Annotated in this window: 29 protein-coding genes; 18 read left to right on the plus strand and 11 right to left on the minus strand. The window is 56.9% G+C overall.

The genetic code is table 11. The features are described from left to right. Window positions 1-14 precede the first annotated feature (14 nt). The 4 genes from flgG to ACR0L9_RS18690 are packed head-to-tail and all read left to right on the plus strand — an operon-like array spanning window position 15 to window position 2,450. The gene (gene flgG, locus ACR0L9_RS18675; protein ID WP_480896387.1) at window positions 15-800 is read left to right on the plus strand and encodes a flagellar basal-body rod protein FlgG; all 786 of its coding nucleotides are present in this window, start codon (window positions 15-17) and stop codon (window positions 798-800) included. After that, window positions 800-1,213 carry a flagellar basal body P-ring formation chaperone FlgA gene (gene flgA / locus ACR0L9_RS18680; protein ID WP_480896388.1) on the plus strand — a complete coding sequence of 138 codons (414 nt, stop codon included), beginning with the start codon at window positions 800-802 and terminating at the stop codon, window positions 1,211-1,213. Before flgG ends, flgA begins: the two co-directional genes overlap by 1 nt. Next, window positions 1,213-1,944, plus strand: coding sequence for a flagellar basal body L-ring protein FlgH (gene flgH, locus ACR0L9_RS18685; RefSeq protein ID WP_170567549.1), 732 nt, complete (start codon window positions 1,213-1,215; stop codon window positions 1,942-1,944). The genes flgA and flgH overlap by 1 nt, the downstream gene beginning before the upstream one ends. Window positions 1,945-1,955: 11 nt before the next feature. Continuing rightward, entirely contained in the window at window positions 1,956-2,450 is a 495-nt protein-coding gene (locus ACR0L9_RS18690; protein ID WP_170423323.1) for a flagellar basal body-associated FliL family protein, read from the plus strand. An 11-nt stretch (window positions 2,451-2,461) separates the two neighbouring features. Here ACR0L9_RS18690 and ACR0L9_RS18695 read toward each other — a convergent pair whose 3' ends face one another. From ACR0L9_RS18695 to ACR0L9_RS18725, 7 genes are all read right to left on the minus strand, one after another. Beyond that, window positions 2,462-2,821 carry a hypothetical protein gene (locus ACR0L9_RS18695; RefSeq protein WP_480736710.1) on the minus strand — a complete coding sequence of 120 codons (360 nt, stop codon included), beginning with the start codon at window positions 2,819-2,821 and terminating at the stop codon, window positions 2,462-2,464. Window positions 2,822-2,844: 23 nt separating this feature from the next. Continuing rightward, window positions 2,845-3,930, minus strand: coding sequence for a flagellar type III secretion system protein FlhB (gene flhB, locus ACR0L9_RS18700; RefSeq protein WP_480896389.1), 1,086 nt, complete (start codon window positions 3,928-3,930; stop codon window positions 2,845-2,847). Continuing rightward, window positions 3,927-4,700, minus strand: a complete 774-nt coding sequence (locus ACR0L9_RS18705; protein WP_480896390.1) for a flagellar biosynthetic protein FliR — start codon at window positions 4,698-4,700, stop codon at window positions 3,927-3,929. The genes flhB and ACR0L9_RS18705 overlap by 4 nt, the downstream gene beginning before the upstream one ends. Beyond that, a complete protein-coding gene (flhA, locus tag ACR0L9_RS18710; RefSeq protein WP_170515397.1) occupies window positions 4,697-6,784 on the minus strand; it encodes a flagellar biosynthesis protein FlhA in 2,088 nt (695 codons plus the stop codon). The genes ACR0L9_RS18705 and flhA overlap by 4 nt, the downstream gene beginning before the upstream one ends. A gap of 9 nt (window positions 6,785-6,793) precedes the next feature. Next, window positions 6,794-7,462: a transglycosylase SLT domain-containing protein gene (locus ACR0L9_RS18715; protein WP_480868075.1), complete on the minus strand. Its 669-nt coding sequence runs from the start codon at window positions 7,460-7,462 to the stop codon at window positions 6,794-6,796. A 72-nt stretch (window positions 7,463-7,534) separates the two neighbouring features. Further along, a complete protein-coding gene (locus tag ACR0L9_RS18720) occupies window positions 7,535-7,963 on the minus strand; it encodes an Lrp/AsnC family transcriptional regulator (protein WP_480896392.1) in 429 nt (142 codons plus the stop codon). Between the two features lie 56 nt (window positions 7,964-8,019). Next, entirely contained in the window at window positions 8,020-9,339 is a 1,320-nt protein-coding gene (locus tag ACR0L9_RS18725) for an MFS transporter (protein ID WP_480896393.1), read from the minus strand. A gap of 143 nt (window positions 9,340-9,482) precedes the next feature. Here ACR0L9_RS18725 and ACR0L9_RS18730 point away from each other — a divergent pair, with 143 nt between their 5' ends. The 7 genes from ACR0L9_RS18730 (at window position 9,483) to ACR0L9_RS18760 (ending at window position 14,262) form a co-directional block, all read left to right on the plus strand. Beyond that, window positions 9,483-10,097, plus strand: a complete 615-nt coding sequence (locus tag ACR0L9_RS18730; protein WP_480707575.1) for a ribonuclease D — start codon at window positions 9,483-9,485, stop codon at window positions 10,095-10,097. Continuing rightward, window positions 10,094-11,056, plus strand: coding sequence for a KpsF/GutQ family sugar-phosphate isomerase (locus ACR0L9_RS18735; protein ID WP_170395309.1), 963 nt, complete (start codon window positions 10,094-10,096; stop codon window positions 11,054-11,056). Before ACR0L9_RS18730 ends, ACR0L9_RS18735 begins: the two co-directional genes overlap by 4 nt. A 4-nt stretch (window positions 11,057-11,060) precedes the next feature. Further along, on the plus strand, window positions 11,061-11,669 hold the full coding sequence (locus ACR0L9_RS18740; RefSeq protein WP_170408672.1) for an LPS export ABC transporter periplasmic protein LptC: 609 nt from the start codon (window positions 11,061-11,063) through the stop codon (window positions 11,667-11,669). 3 nt (window positions 11,670-11,672) lie between these two features. After that, on the plus strand, window positions 11,673-12,164 hold the full coding sequence (locus ACR0L9_RS18745; protein WP_480896394.1) for an LptA/OstA family protein: 492 nt from the start codon (window positions 11,673-11,675) through the stop codon (window positions 12,162-12,164). Further along, entirely contained in the window at window positions 12,164-12,922 is a 759-nt protein-coding gene (gene lptB / locus ACR0L9_RS18750) for an LPS export ABC transporter ATP-binding protein (protein WP_170395315.1), read from the plus strand. Before ACR0L9_RS18745 ends, lptB begins: the two co-directional genes overlap by 1 nt. Before the next feature lie 252 nt (window positions 12,923-13,174). Further along, a complete protein-coding gene (hpf, locus tag ACR0L9_RS18755; protein ID WP_039541074.1) occupies window positions 13,175-13,738 on the plus strand; it encodes a ribosome hibernation-promoting factor, HPF/YfiA family in 564 nt (187 codons plus the stop codon). 59 nt (window positions 13,739-13,797) lie between these two features. After that, entirely contained in the window at window positions 13,798-14,262 is a 465-nt protein-coding gene (locus tag ACR0L9_RS18760; protein ID WP_170395318.1) for a PTS sugar transporter subunit IIA, read from the plus strand. 71 nt (window positions 14,263-14,333) lie between these two features. On the opposite strand, the gene dalA is transcribed toward ACR0L9_RS18760, so the two are convergent. Further along, window positions 14,334-14,849, minus strand: coding sequence for a divisome-associated lipoprotein DalA (gene dalA, locus ACR0L9_RS18765; protein WP_255611997.1), 516 nt, complete (start codon window positions 14,847-14,849; stop codon window positions 14,334-14,336). Window positions 14,850-15,018: 169 nt separating this feature from the next. Between dalA and ACR0L9_RS18770 the strand changes: the two genes are divergently transcribed. Together ACR0L9_RS18770 and ACR0L9_RS18775 are read left to right on the plus strand one after the other, a co-directional pair. Beyond that, on the plus strand, window positions 15,019-15,618 hold the full coding sequence (locus tag ACR0L9_RS18770) for a L,D-transpeptidase (RefSeq protein ID WP_170395325.1): 600 nt from the start codon (window positions 15,019-15,021) through the stop codon (window positions 15,616-15,618). A gap of 139 nt (window positions 15,619-15,757) precedes the next feature. After that, a complete protein-coding gene (locus ACR0L9_RS18775; protein ID WP_010442520.1) occupies window positions 15,758-15,940 on the plus strand; it encodes a hypothetical protein in 183 nt (60 codons plus the stop codon). A 76-nt stretch (window positions 15,941-16,016) separates the two neighbouring features. Here ACR0L9_RS18775 and hemH read toward each other — a convergent pair whose 3' ends face one another. Both hemH and ACR0L9_RS18785 read right to left on the minus strand, forming a co-directional pair. Beyond that, window positions 16,017-17,066 (minus strand): ferrochelatase, encoded by a 1,050-nt coding sequence (hemH, locus tag ACR0L9_RS18780; RefSeq protein ID WP_170408671.1) that lies wholly within the window; start codon window positions 17,064-17,066, stop codon window positions 16,017-16,019. A 55-nt stretch (window positions 17,067-17,121) separates the two neighbouring features. Then, window positions 17,122-17,952 carry a methyltransferase domain-containing protein gene (locus ACR0L9_RS18785; RefSeq protein ID WP_480896395.1) on the minus strand — a complete coding sequence of 277 codons (831 nt, stop codon included), beginning with the start codon at window positions 17,950-17,952 and terminating at the stop codon, window positions 17,122-17,124. Here ACR0L9_RS18785 and ACR0L9_RS18790 point away from each other — a divergent pair. The 5 genes from ACR0L9_RS18790 to ACR0L9_RS18810 are packed head-to-tail and all read left to right on the plus strand — an operon-like array spanning window position 17,933 to window position 20,652. Then, a complete protein-coding gene (locus ACR0L9_RS18790) occupies window positions 17,933-18,697 on the plus strand; it encodes a double zinc ribbon domain-containing protein (protein WP_480896396.1) in 765 nt (254 codons plus the stop codon). The two genes, ACR0L9_RS18785 and ACR0L9_RS18790, sit on opposite strands and share 20 nt — an antisense overlap. A gap of 37 nt (window positions 18,698-18,734) precedes the next feature. After that, window positions 18,735-18,992: a glutaredoxin 3 gene (gene grxC, locus ACR0L9_RS18795; protein ID WP_170395334.1), complete on the plus strand. Its 258-nt coding sequence runs from the start codon at window positions 18,735-18,737 to the stop codon at window positions 18,990-18,992. Beyond that, complete coding sequence (locus tag ACR0L9_RS18800) at window positions 18,992-19,822, plus strand: carbon-nitrogen hydrolase family protein (protein ID WP_480896397.1); 831 nt, start codon at window positions 18,992-18,994, stop codon at window positions 19,820-19,822. The genes grxC and ACR0L9_RS18800 overlap by 1 nt, the downstream gene beginning before the upstream one ends. A gap of 14 nt (window positions 19,823-19,836) precedes the next feature. Continuing rightward, window positions 19,837-20,277 carry a MarR family winged helix-turn-helix transcriptional regulator gene (locus ACR0L9_RS18805; protein ID WP_170395340.1) on the plus strand — a complete coding sequence of 147 codons (441 nt, stop codon included), beginning with the start codon at window positions 19,837-19,839 and terminating at the stop codon, window positions 20,275-20,277. A 36-nt stretch (window positions 20,278-20,313) separates the two neighbouring features. Further along, window positions 20,314-20,652, plus strand: coding sequence for a hypothetical protein (locus ACR0L9_RS18810; RefSeq protein WP_170636520.1), 339 nt, complete (start codon window positions 20,314-20,316; stop codon window positions 20,650-20,652). Between the two features lie 381 nt (window positions 20,653-21,033). Here the strand turns inward: ACR0L9_RS18810 and ubiG are convergent, their stop codons facing one another. After that, complete coding sequence (gene ubiG / locus ACR0L9_RS18815) at window positions 21,034-21,780, minus strand: bifunctional 2-polyprenyl-6-hydroxyphenol methylase/3-demethylubiquinol 3-O-methyltransferase UbiG (RefSeq protein ID WP_480896398.1); 747 nt, start codon at window positions 21,778-21,780, stop codon at window positions 21,034-21,036. Between the last annotated feature and the right edge of the window lie 11 nt (window positions 21,781-21,791).

Below are 21,791 nucleotides of genomic sequence, written 5' to 3' on the forward strand. Positions count from 1 at the left end.
AAGGAGAATACGACATGCGAGCCTTGAAGATCGCGGCTACGGGCATGACCGCACAGCAGATGCGGGTTGAGACAATTTCAAACAACCTCGCGAATATGAATACAACCGGCTACAACACCCGCCGGGCCGAGTTTGCCGATCTGCACTATCAACAGATGGCGCGCGCCGGGGCGGTCAATGCCTCGGATGGAACGGTCCTTCCGACAGGTATTCAGTTGGGGTTGGGCGTGCGCCCTGCCGCCGTCACCGTACAGCTGCAACAGGGTGGGCTTTCGGCAACAGGCAGTGATCTGGATATCGCCATCGAAGGGCGAGGTTACCTTGAAGTCACCATGCCGAATGGCCAATCCGCCTTTACCCGAGACGGAAGCCTGAAACGTTCGGCCGAAGGTCTGATCGTAACTTCTGATGGCTTTGCCGTTGCCCCTGAAATTACCATTCCAGACGATGCCAGATCGATCTCGATTAATGCGGCGGGTGAGGTCTATTCCTATTTCGATGATACGGCCGAGGGGCAGTTGCTGGGCGAGTTTACGCTGGCTAGCTTCTCGAACGCCAAGGGTCTTGAGGCCATTGGTAGCAACCTCTTCAAGGAAACCGAAGCCTCGGGCGCTCCGGTTGTCGGCACCCCGGGCGAAGATGGGCTGGGCACATTGCGGCAGGGCTATCTTGAGGACAGCTCAGTCGATGCGGTGCGCGAGGTCACGGAACTGATCGAAGCGCAGCGTGGCTATGAAATGAACGCCAAAGTTATATCCGCCGTCGACCAGATGATGGGCGCGACCACGCAGGTGCGGTGATGCGTCTGTTAACCCTCATACTATGCCTGACGCCGATGCCAAGCTTGGCCGAGATCGTTGTGCCGACCCGCACGATCCGCGCCAAAGAGGTCATTGTCTCATCCGACATCGAAGTCAAAACCTCTGAGGTCAATGGGGCGGTTCGTAGGCCAGAGGATCTTATCGGTCAGGAGGCACGCGTCGCGCTTTATCCAGGTCGACCAATCCGCCCTGCCGATGTCGGTCCGCCTGCGATCGTGGACCGAAACGATCTGGTGACGCTGGTGTTCGATCACGTCGCGCTATCGATCACTGCCGAAGGCCGCGCGTTGGGCCGGGGCGCAGCAGGCGAGCGTATCCGTGTCATGAATCTGGCGTCTCGCACAACAGTAACGGGCGTAATCCGTCCCGATGGACAAATTGAGGTTAAATGATGCCGAGCCTTTCGAAACCCCTGCTATTTGTCGTTCTGAGTGTTGCGGCGTGTGGACGATTGGACCACCTTGGCAAGCCGCCCAGCCTGACACCAAACACGGAATCGCCCGAACATGTTGCCATGCTGTGGCCCGGGCTTCCGCTGCACAGCCAGCCGCAGCGAACGGTCGACCAGTCCTCTTTGTGGAGCGGTGGGCAGCATTCCTTGCTTGGGGATCAGCGCGCGATGAAAAAAGGCGACATTCTAACGGTCGTGATCGAGCTGGATGAAAAGGCCGAAATTTCCAACGATACCAATCGATCGCGCGCGGGGTCGGAAAGCCTTGCAGTGCCGGAACTCTTCGGCCTGCCGCAGCGTGCAGGTAAACGACTACCTGAAGGGGCCTCACTTGATGATGCCGTTTCAATTGACTCGGCTTCGGTCAGCAAAGGGAAGGGATCGGTCAAACGCAAAGAAAAATTGACCTTGCGCGTGGCGGCAACGGTCGTCGACGTGTTGCCAAACGGTGTGCTTTCGATTTCTGGATCGCAAGAACTGCGGGTGAATTTCGAACTTCGGGAACTGCTGGTCTCGGGCTATGTCCGCCCCGAAGATATCTCGCGCCAGAATGAAATCACCTATGACAAGATCGCGTCAGCGCGGGTGTCTTATGGTGGCCGCGGGCAGATCACGGATGTGCAGCAACCACGCTATGGACAACAGATACTTGATACCTTGCTACCGTTCTGAGGGCCGTTCTGATGGGAAAACTACTACCGATCGTTTTTCTGGTTTTCGGCCTGGCTGCCGGTGCGGGCGCCCGGATCCTATTGTCCCCTTCCGGGGAAGCTGAAGATCTTGCGGAGGTTGGGCAAAAACCCAATGAAGACAAGAAAAACAAAACTAAACCCGGCAAAGATGATCAATCAGAAACACATGAGTATCTGAAACTCACCAAACAGTTCGTGGTCCCCGTGGTTTCTGAGGACGAGATATCGGCGCTCGTCACCATGTCCCTCAGCCTTGAGGTGAGGCCGGGGATTGCCGAAGCGTTTTATGAGATCGAGCCAAAATTAAGGGACCGGTTTCTGCAAGTTCTGTTTGATCACGCCAATATCGGCGGGTTTGACGGCGCATTCACGCGGTCAGACAACCTGACGGCATTGCGCAATGCGTTGCTGGAGGTTGCGAGAAAGGATCTGGGCGAAGATGTCTCGCAAGTTCTGATCATGAGTGTCAGCCGACAGGATACCTGAACGGGTTGGGGTTACGAATCCTGAGCCTTAGATTGTCGCACGCGTCGCTTGTGTTCCTGCAGGCGGCGCGACAAATCGGCAACGGCCAGTTTGCGCCCAAATGCCCCACGCAATTCTTCCATTGCCGCAAGCTTTTGTGATCGCAGGCGCGCCAACTCGGTGTTCAGGTTGCGCCGTGTCAAAGATTCCCAGCCGTGCCACAACAGGTCTGCGCCGGTGACCTCATAGCCATCCGACTGTGAACTCGTCGATTTTACTTCGGCTAATTGAGAATCCAGACGCGTCAATTGCTGAAGCAACTGGGCTTCGCGCTGCAACAAAGGGTGCAATTTTTGGTGTTCCCGTTGATAAACAGCTTCGGCGACGGTCAAAAGGTTGCCCATGCGATCTTGCGTCATCCGACCTGACCCTTCGCTCGTTTGCGCATGGCTTCGGCAAACCGAATAGCAGCTGCAACGGGTCGGTAGTATTCTTCGGTAATTTCCTGTCCGATCCCGACGGTCGCGTGCAATGCGCGTGCTGTTGGTGGATCGGAATGAATAGGAATGCCTGCGTCTCCGGCCGTGGCCCTGATTGTTGCCGCGATTTCATCTACCCCTTTGGCGACGCAAACCGGAGCGCTGCCACTTGCTCGCGACCATTTCAGCGCCACCGCATAGTGCGTCGGGTTGACGATCACCACATCGGCCTTGGGCACATCCGCCATCATCTGATTGGTTGCTATGTCCTGCGCGCGTTGGCGACGCTGCTGTTTGACGTGCGGATCACCCTCGGAATCCTTGGTTTCATCCTGAATTTCTTTGCGTGACATTCTGTTTTTGCGAAGGTGTTCGGCATGTTGCCACAGATAGTCGATCACGCCGATCGCCAGCGCGATCATTATGACGATAAACAGAAATTGGCTGAGTAAGTTCATCATCAACAGAATTGAGGATCTCGGGGCGGCTGCACTGGCTGTCAGAATCTCGGGCAGGTGGGCGTGTAAAAATAGGGTCAGGCATGTTCCATAGATCAACAATTTAACAAAGCTCTTGGCGAATTCGAACAACCCGCCCCGGCCAAACTTGTTCTTTGCGTTTGAGACGATCGAGATGCGTGAACCGCGTAGTTTCAGCTTTTCCGGCGCGAAGATCAGTGCGCGCTGGGCGATCAGGCTGAGCAACACCGCGACCGCCGGAACGATAAACAACGCGGCGATTGGTGCCAGAGTTGATCTCAGAATCCCAGCGATGGTGGATGTCGCGGGTCCGACGGTCAGCAAGCTTGCGAATTGATCTGATTGGTCGATCAAGACCACGAACAGAGTCCCCAGATGCTCTGCCGTGAATTGCCCCGTGAGCAAAAATGCGACGAGCAGTCCCATGTATGCAGCCACCACCGACAGATCATTGGACTTCGCCACCTCGCCTTTTTTGCGGGCTTTTTCCAGCTTTTGTGGGGTCGCCTCAAATGACTTATCACTGTCGTCTGATGCGCTCATCTCAGCCCTCCAAGCGGGTTTTGGAGAAAAGTGAACAAAGCGTCAGACCAGGTTGCCAGGATCAATGGTGCCCCGGCGAAAAGCAGGAAAAGGCCTGCGAAAGTGATTGCTGGGGCACCGACAAAAGCGACCATGAGCTGCGGCATGGCGCGGTTAATTACGCCCAGTGCGAGGTTGTAGATCAGCGATGCGATGACAAAGGGCGTCGCCAGCGCAAAGGCCAGTCCAAAGCTGCGGGCGACTTGCGCAACGCCCCATTGCGACAGATCAGGCGCAGTTGGAAGCGCGCCCATCGGAAACATCATATAGCTGTGGATCATGAACTGCGCTGCACGGATATGAAGGCCAAGCAATACCGCCAGCGCCAAGCCGGCCAGCGTCAGCAGATACCCCATCGCCGGGACAGGTTCTGCGGCCGCTCCGCCCAGGATCTGAGACAAGGATGTCGCTTGCGCCGCGATTGAACCTGCAGTTTGTAATGCAAGGACAAGAAGGCGCAACCCGATGCCGAGCATAAGACCGATCAAGACTTCGATGGTGATTAATCCAATCATTTTGTGAAAGCCCGGCATAACACCCGATGCGGGTATGGCGGGAATGACAATCATTGTGAAAGCAACTGCCACGCCCAGTTTGACCCGCACAGGGACGCTGCGTTCACCAAAGGCCGGTAGCAGCGAAACCAATGCGGACACACGAAGAAATACGGCGAACAGATGCCACAGGTTTTGCCCCAGATGTGGCAAAAGCTCTGACGGGACTGAGATCACGCGGGCACCGTTCCGACCAAGGCGGGGCGCGCCTCAAGCCCGATCTCTTCAAAAGACAGGACGGGGTTGGCGACGCCGCGCGCGTGCATAATGGTCCTGAGCAATCTGCGTCGGCGGGTCGTGGTTACGACCGCCGGGAACAACCCGTGATCTGCTGATTTTGCGACGCTATCGACAACTCCATCGGCCAGCTTATTGAACAGGTTGGGTGGTAGTGCCACGTCGATACCTGCGTTCGCGGCGTCGATCTGGTAGGTGGCAAATGTGTCCTCCCATTCCGGCGCGAGTTGGATCAGAGGGATCGAGCCGTCCTCGCGCTTCATGTCGGCAACCAGTTGAAAGCCCAGCCGCTGGCGGACCAGTTCGCAGATCCCTTCGGGCTGGGTGGTGGTCAATCGTGCTTCGGCCACGCTTTCAAGGATCAGCGCCATGTTTCGGATCGAGACCCGTTCGTCTAGCAACAGCCGCAGAACAGCATGCAGTGTGTCGATCGGCACCTTGTCTGGGATCAATTCGTCCAGCATTTTGCGGTTGGCTTCAGCTCGGGTCGGATCGCTGAGCCGCGTCATCTCGGACAGCAGGCGGCGAAGGGATTTCAGGGTCAAAAGGCGCGAGAAATTCTGTTTGATGATCTCAAGCAGATGGGTCGCCAGAATTTCAGGAGGGGTGACGATGGTGGCCCCATTCAGTGCGGCGACCTCCTGGTCCTTGGGCAATATCCAGCGCGCCGGGGCACCGTAGACGGGTTCGGTCACATCGGTGCCATCAGGTAAAAAGTCGTGCCCGTCCTGTACCAGCGCGAGCACAAGTTCAGAATTCAGAACACCACGCGCCTGTTCGACCCCTTGTACTTTGATCACATAAGTTCCGGTCGGAAGATCGGCGCGGTCAGTCAATCGAATTTCGGGCAGGATAAGCCCAAAGCTTGAGGCGACATAGGTCCGCATGTTGGCGATCCGCGCGTCAAGGCCGGTACCGGGATTCAGCACCATGCTGACCAGATCGGGGGCGAATTCCAAGTGAACGTCGTCGAGGTCAAGGATATCACCGATGGCCTGTGAAACCGGAGTGTCAGACTCGGCCTCGGGGGTCTGAGCCTCTGCCTCGCTGGCGTTGCGTTTTCTGAGGCCTGAATAAGCCGCATAGCCCAGCACCCCGGCCCCAAGAATGAACGGTAAGAACGGCAAACCGGGCACCAGGGCGAACAGCACCATTAGAACCGCTACGGTGCCCAACGCCGCCGGGTGGCGTCCAAGCTGCGAGAAGATCGCATTGTCAGTTGCACCCTGCGTACCGCCACGCGCCAACAGCAAGGCAGACGCAATCGAGATGATCACTGCTGGTATCTGCGATACCAACCCGTCCCCAACGGTCAGGATTGCATAGGTTTCGAAGGCGGACGATACCGGCATCCCATGCACGATGACCCCCATGACCAATCCCATCACGAGGTTGAGAAGTGTGATCAGCAACCCGGCAATCGCATCGCCTTTGACGAATTTCGACGCGCCGTCGAGCGAACCAAAAAAGGTGGTTTCCTGCTGCTCGCGCTCGCGCCGTTCTTTGGCTTGCTGGTGATCGATGGCTCCAGCCGACATGTCACTGTCGATGGCCAACTGTTTGCCTGGCATCCCGTCCAGCGCGAACCGGGCACCCACTTCGGCCATGCGGGCCGCACCCTTTGTGATGACCATGAAGTTCACGATCAGCAGAACGCCAAACACCACAAGGCCCAGAAAGATGCTGCCGCCCATGACAAACTGGGCGAAACCTTCGATCACGTCACCAGCGGCGTTGGTGCCGGTGTGCCCCTGACCGATGATCAGCTTGGTTGAGGACACGTTCAGCGACAAGCGCAACATCAGTGAGGCCAGCAGGATCGTCGGGAAGGATGAGAAATCCAGTGGCCGTTCGATGAACAGCGTCAATGTGAAGATCAGTATCGCCAGCGCAAAGGATGCCGCCAGCCCCACGTCCAGTACCCAGGCTGGCATGGGCAGGATCATCATCACGATGACCGCCATCAGCGCCAGCGCCAGCAATATGGTCGGGGAGAACAAGGTGCGGGGATCGATACGGGGCACTATCTGCTCCTAATTGAAGGCGATAAAGGCGGTGGCTGTAGAGGTTTCGGGAACCAGTGAACCCAGCGCGTTCTGGCCGACCGGATGAGCGTTCAGCGGGATGAGTGGGCTGGCAGATGCGGTGAATGGATCGCGTTCGTGGGCTGTGCCCGAGCCATCCAGCTGCGCCAGGACCGTCTGAAAACGGTCAGAATATGAGGCCGCGAGGTGCTGCGTGCGCGAGTGGTAAGCCCCGGCAGCGGCGGGCCATGATCCAAGTTCCGCATAAAGCTGGGCCAGAAACCGTGCTGCATAGGTTGCGTTTTCATCCGGATCGAACATCGCGTCGATCGAGCGAAAAGCCTTACCATGCCAACGATAATTGATCTGAAAGCAACCGACATCAAAGCTGCGTACACCGGATTTGAAGATGTCGAACACGTAAGACTTTGCCTCAACCTCGGAGGCAAACCAATATCCCTGTCCTTCACGATTGATGGTCCAGGGCCAGGGTTCCAGTACCCCGTCCAGCGTGCGGCCTGTTTCAATGCGGGCAATTGCCTTTAGGACATCGAGCGGAACGCCCTCGGCCAGCGCAGCCCGTTGCGCTGCGCGATCACAAAGAGCTGCCGTTGTTGCCGCGTCTGCGGCCTGCGCCAAAAACATAAGCGCCGCAATCAGGAGGTTTTGAATTGGCATTCTGCCGGTCCGGGATTCTGATCAGTCCGGGCCAAGCTATCCAGTTACCTGTTTACAGAGAGTTAGCGTGCCTTAGTTTCGATCAATCTTTCTACCGAAGACCACGCTGGTGTTGGTGCGCGACACGCCAGGGATGCGCGCAAGTTCGTCGACCAGAATATCAAGATCATCGATCCGTGGCGCTTCGGCGGAAAGCAGCAGGTCAAATTCGCCATTGATTGACAAACACAGTTTGACCTCGGGATAAGCTTCAAGCCGCTTGATGATCCGTGTGGTTTCTTTCTGCTGCACTTCAAGCAGAACGATGATCTGAACGCGTGGCGTATCTTCGGTTTCGCGCAAGACAACCGAGTACCCTGCTATAACGCCCCGCTCTTCCATTCGATTGATGCGTTCATGCACCGTTGTTCGGGCGACGCCAAGCTTAGAGGCGATGAGGGTCGTCGAATCGCGTGCATTGTGTTGCAAAGCGGCGATGATGCGTCGGTCAAGCTGGTCCATTGCGGCTCCGGGTTCAGGCAACTTCGCCTCGGTTTAGGGTAGTTTGGTGTTCGGGCTCAAGGCTGGTGCGGATAACGGGGATGCAGTTCATCAATGATGATCGGATGCGCATGAGGTTTTGGCCCAGACAGGTGGGGGTGATCCTGTGGGAGGTCAGGATGGCCGTGAACCACCGCATTGTCTTCGCGCCGTGGCCAGGCAATGAGCACAAGAACCAGACCCAGAATCGCTGCGGTCGCCATTCCGGCCATGGCCACAGTTACGCCAAAGCGGGTCATCAGCCACCCGGCCAGGGGATAAAGCACCAGCCAGCAAGCATGAGACAGAGTGAACTGTGCGGCAAACACGGCGGGTCGATCTTCGGGGTGGGCTGATCGGGTCAGTAGGCGGCCCGAAGGCGTCAGCATGCTGGAATACCCAAAACCAATCAATAGCCATGTCGTTGTCAGCAAACCTAATGTCATCGGCAGAGTGACAGATAGCAGCGCTGCCACCGCCATGGTGCCCGTCGCCAATGATGCGCCACCCAGCATGACGCGACGCTCTGGAATGTGATCCAGAAGGCGTGGCAGTGCAAATGCCGCGAGCATCGAACCGCCACCGAACCCGGCCAGCGCGATGGCAACGGCGCTTTCAGAAAGACCAAGATCGCCGCGCACGATCACGACCGTGTTGACGATGACCATCGAACTGAGCGCGGCCGCGCTCCAACTCAGCGCCAGCAGGCCCCGCAGGCGCGGGGTTTTAAGGTAAATTCGGATGCCGCGCGTGGTGCGGTCATAGATGCCACGCGGCTGGGATGGTTTGGGTGAGGGCAAAATTGCAGACACCACAAGCAAGGCCGAGGCGACAAAACCGACACAGGTGCCCAGAAACAGGCTGTCGAAACTGACGAACAGCAGCAAGGTGGCGGCCAGCATCGGGCTCAGCAGGCTTTCCAGATCGTAAGCCAGCCGCGACAGGGACAGGGCTTTGGTATAGTCCTGTTCGTTGGTCAGCACATCCGGGATGGTGGCCTGAAACGCGGGTGTAAATCCGGCTGAGGCGGATTGCAGCACAAAGATCAGCACGTAGACCTGCCAGATTTCGGACACGAAAGGCAGGCAGAGCGCAACCACAGCGCGCACCAAATCCAGTGCGATCAGCATCCGACGACGATCCAGCCGCTCGGCAAAGGCAGCAGCAAGCGGGGCAACGGTGACATAGGCGATCATTTTGATCGTCAGGGCGGTGCCAAGGACCATCCCGGCGGCCTCTCCGGCCAGATCAAAGGCTAACAGGCCCAAGGCAACCGTCGCCAGCCCGGTTCCGGTCAGCGCCACGATCTGCGCGGCCAGCAGATGTCTGTAGGTACGGTTTTTCAGGATGCTGAGCATTGTCGGAATTTCTCAATCGCGGTGTCGCATCCATAGTTCTCGTGTTGGCCATAAGGTCAAGGGTGCCGCTTTTCCAAGGACGGCGTTGAGTTTGCGGACCAAACCGCCTATCTCGGGGCCGAAAGCGCACAAAGGACATTTCCGTGGCGAACCATCTGTATAAAAATGACCTGCCGGACGGGCTGGATCTGGGCCCCATCGTGGCCATTGACTGTGAAACCATGGGGTTGAACCCGCATCGAGATCGCCTGTGCGTGATCCAGATGTCAGGAGGGGACGGCAACAGCCATATCGTTCAGGTCGAGATTGGGCAGACGCAGGCGCCGAACCTCTGTGCGATGCTGGAAAATCCGAATGTTTTGAAGCTGTTCCACTTTGGCCGCTTCGATATTGCTGCGATGTATCACACCTTCGGCGCTTTGGCCGCCCCGGTCTATTGCACCAAGATCGCCAGCCGCTTGGTGCGCACCTATACTGATCGTCATGGTCTTAAGAACCTGTGTCAGGAACTGATTGGAGTCGATATCTCGAAACAACAACAGATGAGCGATTGGGGTGCTGAAACGCTGACCGATGCCCAGTTGGACTATGCGGCATCGGATGTTTTGTACCTGCACCAACTGCGGGATGCACTGGACGGACGTCTGGCCCGCGAAGGCCGCACCGAAATGGCGCAGGCGTGTTTTGACTTCCTGCCAATGCGTGCGAAGCTTGACCTCGCAGGCTGGCCCGAAACCGATATTTTTGCGCACTCATGACTGACACCGAAGCATTCCTCAGAACCGCCCGGCAGGTCGTTACCGACGAAGCCCGCGCATTGGAGGTCCTTGCCGAAAGCTTGGACGAGCATTTCGCCGAAGCCGTGCAACTGATCCTGCAGGCCACTGGCCGCATCATTATCAGTGGTATAGGCAAATCCGGCCATATTGGCCACAAGATCGCGGCGACTCTGGCCAGCACTGGCACGCCCGCCTATTTTGTCCATCCCGCCGAAGCCAGCCATGGTGATTTGGGCATGGTCTCGAAAGGCGATGTGGTCCTTGCGATCTCGAACTCAGGTGAAGCGCCTGAACTGGCGAACTTGCTGGCCTTTACGCGTCGCTTTGGAATTCCGCTGATCGGGTTGTCGAGCAAGCCGGAAAGCACCTTGATGAAACAGGCGGATGTGCATCTGCTTATCCCGTCACTGGGAGAGGCCTGTGGTTTTGGGATGGTGCCCTCAATCTCGACGACGCTGACACTGGCGATGGGCGACGCGCTGGCGATTGCGCTGATGAAGTACCGGGATTTCAAGCCCGAAGATTTCCGCGCTTACCACCCCGGTGGAAAGTTGGGGGCGCAACTGTCTACTGTGCGCGATCTGATGCATGAAGATTTGCCCTTGGTGACCGCTGGCACCCCGATGAGCGAGGCGCTGCTGGTCATGAGTCAGAAGAGCTTTGGTGTTGTGGGAGTCACTGATCAGGCAGGTCGTTTGCTGGGTATTGTGACCGATGGCGACCTGCGCAGGAACATGGACGGGCTATTGAGCAAAAACACCGAAGAGGTGATGACCGAAAATCCAATGACCATTGCGCCAAGTGCTATGGCGGAGGAGGCGGTTGCAATCATGAACGATCGCAAGATCACGTCACTCTTTGTGGTTGATCCTGACACAAATGGCCCAGCCTTGGGTCTGCTGCACATACATGACTGTCTGCGTGTAGGATTGGGTTAGGAAGATGGCTGAAGTTGATCGCCATTCCCGATGGGTGCAGTTCCTGAAGGTACTGCTACCGCTTGTGGCGATTTTGTTGCTGTCTTCTGTATTTCTTCTTTCTCGCAGCGTCGACACCAATGTCTCGGTGCCGTTCAGTGATCAGGATATTGACGACCGGCTGACAGACCAGGTTGTTACGCGGCCCGACTATAAAGGTGTCACCCGCAAGGGCGAGGAAATCCGCGTCGAAGCCCGAAGGGCCAGTCAGGGTGGCGATGGCGACACACCGACGGCAGCCGAAGTGCAGGGCCGCTTTGGACTAAGCAATGGGGGCGAGATCACACTCGAATCCAACACAGGCATCATCAGGCCAGACAAGGGTACTGCAACGTTTGCAGGGGATGTGGTCATCACCACCAGAGACGGCATCCAGGTCACCACCGACCTGTTGAATACGTCACTGGATGAAATACGTGGTGATAGCCCTGGCCAGATTGACGGAACCGGTCCGATTGGCGACTTTACTGCCGGAAGAATGGTGTTTGGGACCGAAAAAAAGGACGGTCCGGTTCATATTCTTTTTACAGGCGGCGTGAAGTTGATATATGAGCCGCAAAAAGCAGAAAGATAACTTGTGTTCGATTTACGTGTCGCCTTTTTGTGTCTAGCCGTGGCTGTCGGAGCCACACCTGTTTCTGCACAAGAGGCTCAGGTGGCGTTCGGCTCTGTCAATGCCGACCCGACGCTGCCGGTCGAGGTGACGTCCGAGACATTGAACGTGAATCAGGAAGATGGATCGGCCGAGTTTATCGGCAACGTCATTGTCATCCAGGGTGAGATGCGCCTGACGGCAGACCGGGTTCTTGTCATCTATAACGAAGAACGCTCGGCCATCGAACGGATGGAGGCCACCGAAAACGTGGTTCTGGTCAATCCGCCCGACGCAGCCGAGGGCGATTGGGCAGAATACACCATCGACTCCGGCGTGATTGAGATGAAGGGCAACGTGTTGCTGACGCAGGGCCCAAGTATCATCAGCGGCGACGAGATGATTGCAAATCTGACGACGGGAACTGCGACGATGTCAGGGCGTGTCAAAACCATTCTGCAACAAGGTGGCAACTGATGAACCGGCCCGAACTCTCCATCGCTGAAGGTTCTTCCGGTCTGAAGATCGAAAAGCTACGAAAGTCTTATCGCAAGAAGACCGTCATTCGCGATGTGTCCATGGAATTGAACCGCTCCGAGGTCGTGGCGTTGCTAGGCCCGAACGGATCGGGCAAGACCACCACTTTTTATTCTGTCGCGGGTCTGGTTTTCCCCGAAGCAGGCACGGTCACGATTGATGGGCAGAGCGTCACGACCCTGCCGATGTATCGTCGTGCCCGGATGGGGATCGGATATCTGCCGCAGGAGATGTCGATTTTCCGCGGGATGAGCGTTGAAGACAACATCGCTTCGGTTCTAGATATCACGGTTAAACATGCCCATCGCCGCAAGGAGCGGCTGGAAGAGCTGCTATCGGACTTTTCCATCGAACACCTGCGCCGAGCGCCTGCATTGGCATTGTCCGGCGGGGAACGCCGAAGGGTCGAAATTGCGCGCTGTCTGGCCGCCGATCCGAAATATCTGCTGTTGGACGAACCATTTGCGGGTGTCGATCCGATCAGTGTCGGTGATATCCGGCATCTGGTGGCCGATCTGAAAAAGCGTGGCATCGGAGTACTGATCACGGATCATAACGTCCGGGAAACGCTGGAGATTGTGGATCGGGCCTATATCTTGCATGACGGCCAGGTTTTGATGTCAGGCACGCCCGACGAAGTTGTCGAAAACGAAAATGTTCGCCGGGTCTATCTGGGTGAAAACTTCCGTATTTCATAAGGTTGTGCGGAGATGCGCCTGACGCATGACGGAAATCACGTATATACACACCTGTTTTGATTGACTCTTCCCTCACCTCTTGGCTCAATTGGCATATGGCATTTCTTCGGTTCCAAACTGGATCTCGATCTCCCTTCGTTGAAGGGCCGGGCCAACGGCAACCGCAGAACATGCCGATACCCCCCACCCGATAAAAACAAGTCAGTCGCGTTACGCGACGTCAGAATGGGTGTGAATTGTGAAGGAGATCACATGCGTTACCAAATCAGCGGAAAACAGATCGACATCGGTGCGGCCCTGCAGACCCATGTGCAGACCGAACTGGGCGAGGTCGTGGGCAAATATGCCCAGCGGCCTACAGACGCCAACGTCGTCTTTTCCCGTTCGGCGCATGAATATGTATGCGAAACCACCGTGCATCTGTCGACCGGCCTGACCGCACAGGCCAAGGCGCACGCGACCGAGATTTACGCGGCATTCGAAGGCTGCTGCGACAAGATGGAGACACAACTGCGACGCTATAAGCGCCGCCTGAAAGACCACCATAAGGATCGGTCCGAGCCGGTTGAACTCTTTGGCGCGTCCTCTTATATCCTCGCCTCTGACGAATCGGAGACGGCAGACGAACCCGAATCGCTGCAGCCTATGATCGTGGCTGAGATGGAAACCAAGATCCCATCGCTCAGTGTTGGTGAAGCCGTCATGCAGATGGAACTCGCTGGTGCTCCGGTACTGGTGTTCCGAAATGAGAACAAGGACGGATTGAATGTCGTTTATCGCCGCGAGGACGGCAATATCGGTTGGATCGATCCGTAACAGGCAAGACAAATCGGCCTGCCCCCGAATAGCCGGGGGCACGGCTTAGGAGCAAAATGATGGAGCTTTCGAGCATTCTAAAGCCAGAAGCGGTGCGTGTACTGTCCGCTGCTTCCAGCAAGAAGCGTTTGTTTCAGGAAATTGGCGATGTGGGCGCCGCGACGCTTGGGCTGGATGCTCAGACGATCGTAGACAGCCTGCTTGAGAGGGAGAGCCTTGGCCCAACTGGTGTTGGACATGGTGTTGCACTTCCGCACGCACGGCTTTCCGAACTGGAATCGGTTTCGGGCGTGTTTGTCATGCTGGAAAAGCCCATCGACTTCGGGTCGGTCGACCGTCAGCCGGTTGATTTGGCGTTTTCCCTGTTTGCGCCAGAAGAGGCGGGGGTTGAACACCTTAAGGCGCTGGCGTTGGTCTCGCGCACGCTGCGCGAGCAATCGGTTTGCGCCAAGCTGCGGGCCAACCCTGACCCGGTAAAGCTATATGCCATTCTGACTGAAGCGCAATCGATGCAAGCTGCCTGATTGGCCCACTTATCAACAAAAAAAGCCCCCGATTTGTCGGGGGCATTTTTTTGTTTCTTTAGCTGGCGTGATCAGCCGCCGGATCCCATTTCCAGCGTCCACCAGATCTTGCCACCGCCTTCTTGGTGCCAGGCGAATCCCATCTGGGTGGCGCGCGGGTCCATGATCACAGCACGAGGACCGGGTTCCTGCATCCATGCGGCCAGCGTTTCGGTCTCGGTCTCAAAGGTTTCCGAGATCGCTTCACCCAGGAATGTACCGAAGTAACCGGCGCGCGCCGCGCGATCCAAAGGAGACGAACCGTCCGAACCGAAATGCCATGGCCGATTCTGTCGCGCCATGTCTTTCGCATGAGTGGCGGCAGCTGCATTCAGTTGCGAGTTCAATTGGACCTGTTGCAAGCCAGATGCCTGCCGCAAGGCATTCACCGAATCCAGCATTCTGAACTGCAGCTTTTCAGGGTTGCCACGAATTTTGTACACGGATGGCAGCGGCCTGCCATCGGCGCCAATAGCGGATGTGCCCGAATCGGTACATGCCGCAAGTGCGACAAAACAAATCGCTAGTAGAGAAAGAATACGTGTCATGATCGGCCTAAATATTGTGTCGAGAAGGGAAATAGCCTGCTTGACCGCCCGGAGCAAACCTACAATGCCCCAACCTTGCGTGATTCTGCCGGTTTGATTTGCGACTGAAGCATTCTGGCCATAAAATGCCTTAGATTTTGCATTTGCTGTTAGCAGAGGACCGATCTCCATGGTCAAGAAACATATTCTTACATCGACGCGCCGGGGATTCCTGGCCGGTGCAACCGCCAGCTTGGCCTCGCCTGCGTTGGCTCAGTATATTCCGGGCGACCCGCTACGCCCCGCCCCGGAACCCGAAGCGCCGGTACGCCGCAATGTGTCGGGATTCCGTGCGTTGGACTGGCAGCCCTATTTTTCGAACACAAGAAACGGTGCCATTCTGGTGGATACCGTATCCAGAGCGCTGCATTATTGGTCAGATGATCAATCCGTATACAAACTGTACCCCTCTTCGGTGCCTCTGACCGAGGAATTGACCCGTCGCGGACGCACCAGTGTCATTCGCAAGGTGGAAGGCCCAAGCTGGTCACCGACGCCATCGATGAAAAAGCGCAACCCTGAATGGCCGGATTATATTCCGCCGGGTCCTGATAACCCGCTGGGAACACACGCTTTATATCTGAGCTGGAAGTATTATCGCATCCATGGCACCCACGATACGCGTAAAATTGGACGCCGGTCGTCGAACGGGTGCATTGGCTTGTTCAACGATGACATCGCCGAACTGTTTTCTATGGCTAAGGTCGGCACGCAAGTGTTGCTAATTTGACGACATTTTCGCGCACGAACCCGCTTGCGGGACAAGTTGCAATTGCAATCCGCCTGCATTGCTGATTAGAAAAACTCACGAGGTAAGTCTTAGATGCGTGGTTTCGCTATTGGGAATCGCGCAAATTCTGGAGGTTAATATGAAGAAACTCGTTCTCGCTGCTGCTCTGACCGCTGCTGCTTCGACCGCATATGCTGGCAACCTGGAAGAGCCGGTTGTTGAAGCACCTGTTGTTGTCGAAGAGACCCAAGGTTCGTCGCAGGGCATCATCCTGCCGCTGATCCTGCTGGTTGTTGTTGCCGCAGCTGTTGCAGCAAGCTAAGTCGACGAGACTTTATGCACTTAAAAGGCGGTGGTGCAAACCACCGCCTTTTTTCGTGTCTGGTGAAAGCGCGCGATTAGTCTAACCAACCACGCAGATTGTCTTCGATCACCTTGCTCAGCGCGGCGATATGCGAATCATCGTCGTTAAGGCAAGGGATATAGGTGAACGATTCACCACCCGCCTCTTCGAAGCTCTCTTTGATCTCTTCGTTGATCTCTTCCAGCGTCTCAATGCAATCGGCAGAGAAGGCAGGTGCGATGACGGCGATGTTCTTCTTACCCTGACGCGCCAGATCAGCCACGTGATCGACGGTGTAGGGCTTCAGCCATTCTTCCGGTCCAAAGCGCGATTGAAAGGTTGAGATCAGCTGATCATCCGTCCATCCCAGACGCTCTTTCAGTAGCCTTGATGTTTTCACGCATTGGCAGTGGTAGGGGTCCCCTTGCTGCAAATAACGCTGGGGCATCCCGTGATACGAGCAGACCAAGACATCCGGTTTTGTCTCCATATCTGCATAGGCGCGCTCGACAGAGCTCGCCAACGCATCGATATAGGCAGGTTCGTCGAAATAGGCCGGAACAGTTCGGCTGGCAGGCTGCCATGTCTCTTTCATCAACGCGCGGAAGAACTGATCATTTGCTGTAGCAGTCGTGGCACCGGCATATTGCGGGTAGAGCGGGAAGAACAGGATGCGATCACAGCCTTCTTCTACCATCTCTCGGACCTTCGACGGAGTTGAAGGATTGCCGTAGCGCATGCAAAAATCCAGCATCACCCGATCGCCATACCGCTGCTGCATCGCTGCGCGCAGCTTGGCAGTCTGATCTTTGGTGATCGTCATCAACGGGCTTTCGCCCTTATCGTGATTCCAGATTGACTTGTACGCCTCACCCGAACTGAAAGGCCGCTTGGTCAGAATGATGCTTTGCAGAATCGGCTGCCACTTCCACGCCGGGTAGTCGATCACGCGCTTGTCCGACAAGAACTCGTTCAGATACCGCCGCATAGGCCAATAACTGTAGTCATCTGGAGTTCCCAGATTAGCCAGCAGGATGCCGACGCGGCCCATCTTGACCTTGGGATGGTCTGCAGGGGCATGGGTTGGACGAGTGGCATCAAACATTGAAAGCTTCCTGATTTGTGGTGTCTGGCCTGAGATATAGGGAAAAGGCCGGTCGTCAATCGGGCAGTTTGCCCTCATCCGTACCTAGCGCATCAGCCAGCCGCATCTTGGCGGATCCCGGACGCAAAGGTTTGGGTTGGCTGTCATCGGGGGTCCAGCCCGTCAGACAGATCAGTTCAAAGGTTGCCGTCAGGCGGCCCTGTGGCGATTTGTAATGTCCGGCATAGATGTCTTGCGCTTTGTCAAAAACAGCACGTCGGGTCGCGTGTTTCAGGCGATCGGCCAATGCGTTGGTTTCTCCCATTGCACGCAGGTCACGCATCAGATGCAGCAGATCGCGGTATTCCGCAGACAGTGTCGCCTTGTCGGCGACGGGCAAAGCCAGCCCGGCCCGCTGCAGCAGCCCCCCCAGATCACGAAGCTCGGCCATAGGAGCAATACGGGGGCTGAGACCGCCAGTCACCTCGATCTCGGCTTGACCCAAGGCCGCGCGTAATTCCTTAAGGGTGTCGCCCCCTAAACATACCGCTAACAGCAATCCGTCGGATTTTAGGGCGCGATGGCATTGGATCAGTTGCCCGACCGGGTCGTTTGCCCAATGCAGCGCCATCGCATGTATCACGAGATCATGCGCACTTGGCGTCAAGTCGAGAACATCTTCATCCCCAATCACCCGAGCCTCGGGCCACAACCCCTCCCAGATATGGGGGAAGGGGGTCACGACGGCGGGCGCCTTAAAGGTTTTGTTAACCATGGACAGACGATCCTGCACTTCGTCAACGGCGGCACGGTGCAGGAAAAGCGCCTCGTCCCGCACGCGGCTGCGGTGAAGCGCAAGGACTGCGCGGTCAAACAAAGAGGGTGCAGTGTCGGACGGAAGTTTCATAAGCCGCAAGTATCGCATTCGTCAGGGGATTCAAACCGCTGTCGAAATGATCTACCCACCGCGTTGCTTGTCCTGCGGAGCACTGACCGAATCCGATTTCGGCCTCTGCGGCGCATGCTGGCGCGACACGCCGTTCATCGGTGGCACCGTCTGCGAAAGCTGCGGCATGCCACTTCCCGGCGCGCAGGACGGGCACCGGATTGAATGTGATGACTGCCTCAGGGCACCGCGCGCGTGGCGGCATGGTCGGGCAGCGTTGCTGTATCAGGGGGGCGCGAAGGCACTTATACTTGCCTTTAAGCACGGGGATCGGCCTGAGCTGGCCCGCCCTGCCGCCCGCTGGATGGCCCAAGCCGGGCAAGAGCTGTTGCACCCGAACATGCTGATCGCACCGGTTCCGCTGCACTGGACCCGGCTGATCAAGCGTCGCTACAATCAATCGGCGCTGCTGGCGGGGCATCTGGGCCGGGAAGCGGAGTTGAGTGTATGCCCCGATCTTCTGGTACGCACGGTACGCACCCCTGTTCTGGATGGAAAAACTGCGGTTGAGCGATCCCTTGCGCTGTCCAACGCCATATCCCTGCACCGAAAACGTGCACCCATGATCAGAGGCCAGGATATTCTTCTGGTCGATGATGTTATGACCTCGGGTGCGACCTTGGACGCCTGCGCGCGTGTCTGTCGCGCGTCAGGGGCAAATCATATTTTCGTGTTGGTACTGGCGCGCGTTGCCAAGGATGCCTAATTCGCCCAAGAATGTGCGAAACCCAAAGGGACGGAATATGAAGCCGGTAGAAATCTACACCTCGCCGCTGTGCGGCTTTTGTCATGCGGCCAAGCGGTTGCTGAAACAGAAAGGCGTCGAATTCAAGGAAATCGACGTGCTGATGCATCCGAAACGCAAACCTGAAATGATCCAGCGCGCGGCAGGAAAACGCACTGTGCCGCAGATTTTTGTGGGCACCACCCATGTTGGTGGGTGCGACGATCTTTACGAGCTTGAACGTCAGGGCAAGCTGGATCGCCTGCTGGCGGCTTGATGAAAACCGCTTTGCTGCAGATCACCGCGTCGGATGATCCGACCGAGAATCTGGACATGGTGCGAACCATGATGGCCGATGCGGCTGCGCAAGGTGCGCAGTTCATTCTGACGCCTGAAGTCACGAATTGCGTCTCAACCAGCACCACTCGGCAGCGCGAGGTTTTGCAGCATGAAGAGGACGATATCACTCTGGCGGGCCTTGGCGAACAGGCCGCCAATTTGGGTGTTTGGCTGCTGATCGGGTCACTAGCGATCAAAACGCATGATACCGATGGCCGCTTTGCCAACCGTAGCTTCATGATCGACCCGCAGGGGCAGATCGTGGCGCGGTATGACAAGATTCACATGTTCGACGTGCAGGTCACGGAATCCGAGACCTTCCGCGAATCGAAGAACTACCGCCCCGGTCAAAAAGCGGTGATTGCCGACACCGATTTCGGTAAAGTCGGCCTGACCATCTGCTATGATATTCGATTTCCCTACCTGTATGCCGCTTTGGCGCAGGCAGGCGCGCGGATTCTCACTGTCCCGGCGGCGTTTTCGCCGGTCACCGGTGCGGCCCACTGGGAAGCGCTGCTGCGCGCGCGGGCCATTGAGACCGGCTGCTGGGTGCTGGCTCCGGCACAAACGGGTGAGCACCCTAAAACTCGCGGCAAGACGCGATATACACACGGCCACAGTATGATTGTCGCCCCGTGGGGAGAGGTGCTGATCGACGCAGGCACCGATCCGGGCATTCACTTTTTTGATTTGGATGATAGGTCTGTTACAGAGGCGCGAAGACGCGTGCCTTCACTAACACATGTCCGCTCCTTTGACGGACCCTGATCCAGAACCGGACCATGACTGACGAAAAAAATGCCCTGGCGGTCACGCTGTTCAGCGAGATCCTGACCGCCGATCAGCTATTGCGCAACCGGCTGAGCCGGGTGCTGCCCAAAGGCATGGAAATCTCGCATTTCTCGGTGCTGAACCATCTGGTGTTTGTCGGCGACGAGCGCACCCCCGCGCAATTGGCCAACACCTTCCACGTGACCCGAGGCGCAATGACCAACACTTTGGCCAAGCTAGAATGGGCCGGTTATATCCACATCCGCCCCGACTGGGACGACGCCCGCCGCAAGATGGTCGCCATCAGCCCCGCAGGCCGACGCGCACGCGATCAGGCGATTTCCTCGATTGCCCCGCTGATCAACCGCGTGGTCGGAGAGCTGGGGCTGGAGCGGGTGCGCAGCACGCTGCCCGTGCTACGGGATTTGCGGTTGCAGTTGGAGGGGGAGTAGGGGCTTTACGCCAACTGCGCCAAAGGATCGTAAAAGATGACGGATGAAATTTGGGTTTCAGACATTACCGTCGGGATGGACCTGCAGAGGCCATTCCGGGCGCTTGTCCCCGATGATTTTCCTGAAGAACCAAGTGAACGCTTCAATGCCTTCAGGTGGCAACCCGGATCAGGTTATCATGCGAATCTGTATCGTTGGCAGCGCCATGGGGAGCCGCTGGAGCAGCAGGATATCTTGCCGGATTTCTTTCAAGAGGTTGCTCCTGAAGATCATGATTTTGAGCCTCACTACGGGAAGTATTCTCCTGTAATCACTTTGTTTGGAATTCTGGCGATCCGATCAGATGTGGCTGATATCCTCAAAAATCTCGAATAAGGGCAAGGGGGGCTTTATCCCGTCAACCTGTTCGAAAGAGACAAGATCACACCGATTGAGCAGGACTACTCGATCCTGTGGATCGCAAACAAATCCGGCACGCTGAACATTGCTGAGTCAAAAGTTCTTCGACGAGCCCGACCCGACCGGGATGACCTTTTTCGACTTCCTGAATGGAAGGATGCCAAGCCCGGGGACGTTGTCTGCAATGCAGATGCGGCGTCCGGGATCGACATTTGGCGCGACCAGGGCGTACCACATCGTGTTTTTCTAAATGGGCTTCTTAAACAAGCGTTAGACGAAGCTGGGTTTGCTCCAGCATTCAGTTTTCACCGTTTGGCCGTCAAATAGGTAATTGTAAGATGGGTGCAATCGCCCATCCTACCTCGGCTTCACACTCGCCGTCACATAGTTCACACTCAAATCCCGGTCCGAGATCGACCAGCTCCACAGGATCGGGTTGAAGACGAACCCCTTGCGGTCCACCGGTTCCAGCCCGGCCTGGCGCAGCAGGTCGAACAGCTCATCCGGGGTGATGAACTTGTTCCACTCGTGCGTGCCGCGCGGCAGCCAACGCATGACGACCTCGGCCCCGATGATGGCCATCGCGTAGGATTTTGGGTTGCGATTGATGGTTGAACAGATCAGTAACCCGCCCGGTTTCAGCAATTGCTGCGATGCGGTCAGGAAACCCAACGGATCAGCGACGTGTTCGACCACTTCCATATTAAGCACCACATCGAACTGTTCGCATGCGGCGGCCATGTCTTCGGCGGTAGTGTAGCGGTAGTCGATCTGCAGCCCCGATTGCTCGGCATGGATGCGAGCGACAGGCAGGTTGCCTTCGGCGGCGTCAGCGCCCACGACCGTGGCGCCCAAACGCGCCATCGGTTCGCTCAATAACCCGCCGCCGCAGCCGATATCCAGCAGGCGCAAGCCTTCGAAGGGACGCGGAGCTTTCAGATCACGGTCAAACTCTCCCGCAATCTGCTGTGTGATATAATCCAGACGGCACGGATTCAGCATGTGCAGAGGTTTGAATTTCCCATGCGGGTCCCACCATTCCGCAGCCATCGCCTCGAATTTTGCGATCTCGGACGGGTCAACCGTGTTCGGATGCGCTTGCATTCCTGTCTCCG

The sequence above is a fragment of the Ruegeria sp. I3 genome (assembly GCF_056532525.1).

Coding starts and splice junctions, on each gene's coding strand:
- flgG (WP_480896387.1), top strand. CDS start 15: ATGCGAGCCTTGAAGATCGCGGCTACGGGCATGACCGCACAGCAGATG.
- flgA (WP_480896388.1), top strand. CDS start 800: ATGCGTCTGTTAACCCTCATACTATGCCTGACGCCGATGCCAAGCTTG.
- flgH (WP_170567549.1), top strand. CDS start 1,213: ATGCCGAGCCTTTCGAAACCCCTGCTATTTGTCGTTCTGAGTGTTGCG.
- ACR0L9_RS18690 (WP_170423323.1), top strand. CDS start 1,956: ATGGGAAAACTACTACCGATCGTTTTTCTGGTTTTCGGCCTGGCTGCC.
- flhB (WP_480896389.1), bottom strand. CDS start 3,930: ATGAGCGCATCAGACGACAGTGATAAGTCATTTGAGGCGACCCCACAA.
- ACR0L9_RS18715 (WP_480868075.1), bottom strand. CDS start 7,462: ATGCCAATTCAAAACCTCCTGATTGCGGCGCTTATGTTTTTGGCGCAG.
- ACR0L9_RS18720 (WP_480896392.1), bottom strand. CDS start 7,963: ATGGACCAGCTTGACCGACGCATCATCGCCGCTTTGCAACACAATGCA.
- ACR0L9_RS18725 (WP_480896393.1), bottom strand. CDS start 9,339: ATGCTCAGCATCCTGAAAAACCGTACCTACAGACATCTGCTGGCCGCG.
- ACR0L9_RS18735 (WP_170395309.1), top strand. CDS start 10,094: ATGACTGACACCGAAGCATTCCTCAGAACCGCCCGGCAGGTCGTTACC.
- ACR0L9_RS18740 (WP_170408672.1), top strand. CDS start 11,061: ATGGCTGAAGTTGATCGCCATTCCCGATGGGTGCAGTTCCTGAAGGTA.
- lptB (WP_170395315.1), top strand. CDS start 12,164: ATGAACCGGCCCGAACTCTCCATCGCTGAAGGTTCTTCCGGTCTGAAG.
- hpf (WP_039541074.1), top strand. CDS start 13,175: ATGCGTTACCAAATCAGCGGAAAACAGATCGACATCGGTGCGGCCCTG.
- ACR0L9_RS18760 (WP_170395318.1), top strand. CDS start 13,798: ATGGAGCTTTCGAGCATTCTAAAGCCAGAAGCGGTGCGTGTACTGTCC.
- dalA (WP_255611997.1), bottom strand. CDS start 14,849: ATGACACGTATTCTTTCTCTACTAGCGATTTGTTTTGTCGCACTTGCG.
- ACR0L9_RS18770 (WP_170395325.1), top strand. CDS start 15,019: ATGGTCAAGAAACATATTCTTACATCGACGCGCCGGGGATTCCTGGCC.
- ACR0L9_RS18775 (WP_010442520.1), top strand. CDS start 15,758: ATGAAGAAACTCGTTCTCGCTGCTGCTCTGACCGCTGCTGCTTCGACC.
- hemH (WP_170408671.1), bottom strand. CDS start 17,066: ATGTTTGATGCCACTCGTCCAACCCATGCCCCTGCAGACCATCCCAAG.
- ACR0L9_RS18785 (WP_480896395.1), bottom strand. CDS start 17,952: ATGAAACTTCCGTCCGACACTGCACCCTCTTTGTTTGACCGCGCAGTC.
- grxC (WP_170395334.1), top strand. CDS start 18,735: ATGAAGCCGGTAGAAATCTACACCTCGCCGCTGTGCGGCTTTTGTCAT.
- ACR0L9_RS18800 (WP_480896397.1), top strand. CDS start 18,992: ATGAAAACCGCTTTGCTGCAGATCACCGCGTCGGATGATCCGACCGAG.
- ACR0L9_RS18805 (WP_170395340.1), top strand. CDS start 19,837: ATGACTGACGAAAAAAATGCCCTGGCGGTCACGCTGTTCAGCGAGATC.
- ACR0L9_RS18810 (WP_170636520.1), top strand. CDS start 20,314: ATGACGGATGAAATTTGGGTTTCAGACATTACCGTCGGGATGGACCTG.
- ubiG (WP_480896398.1), bottom strand. CDS start 21,780: ATGCAAGCGCATCCGAACACGGTTGACCCGTCCGAGATCGCAAAATTC.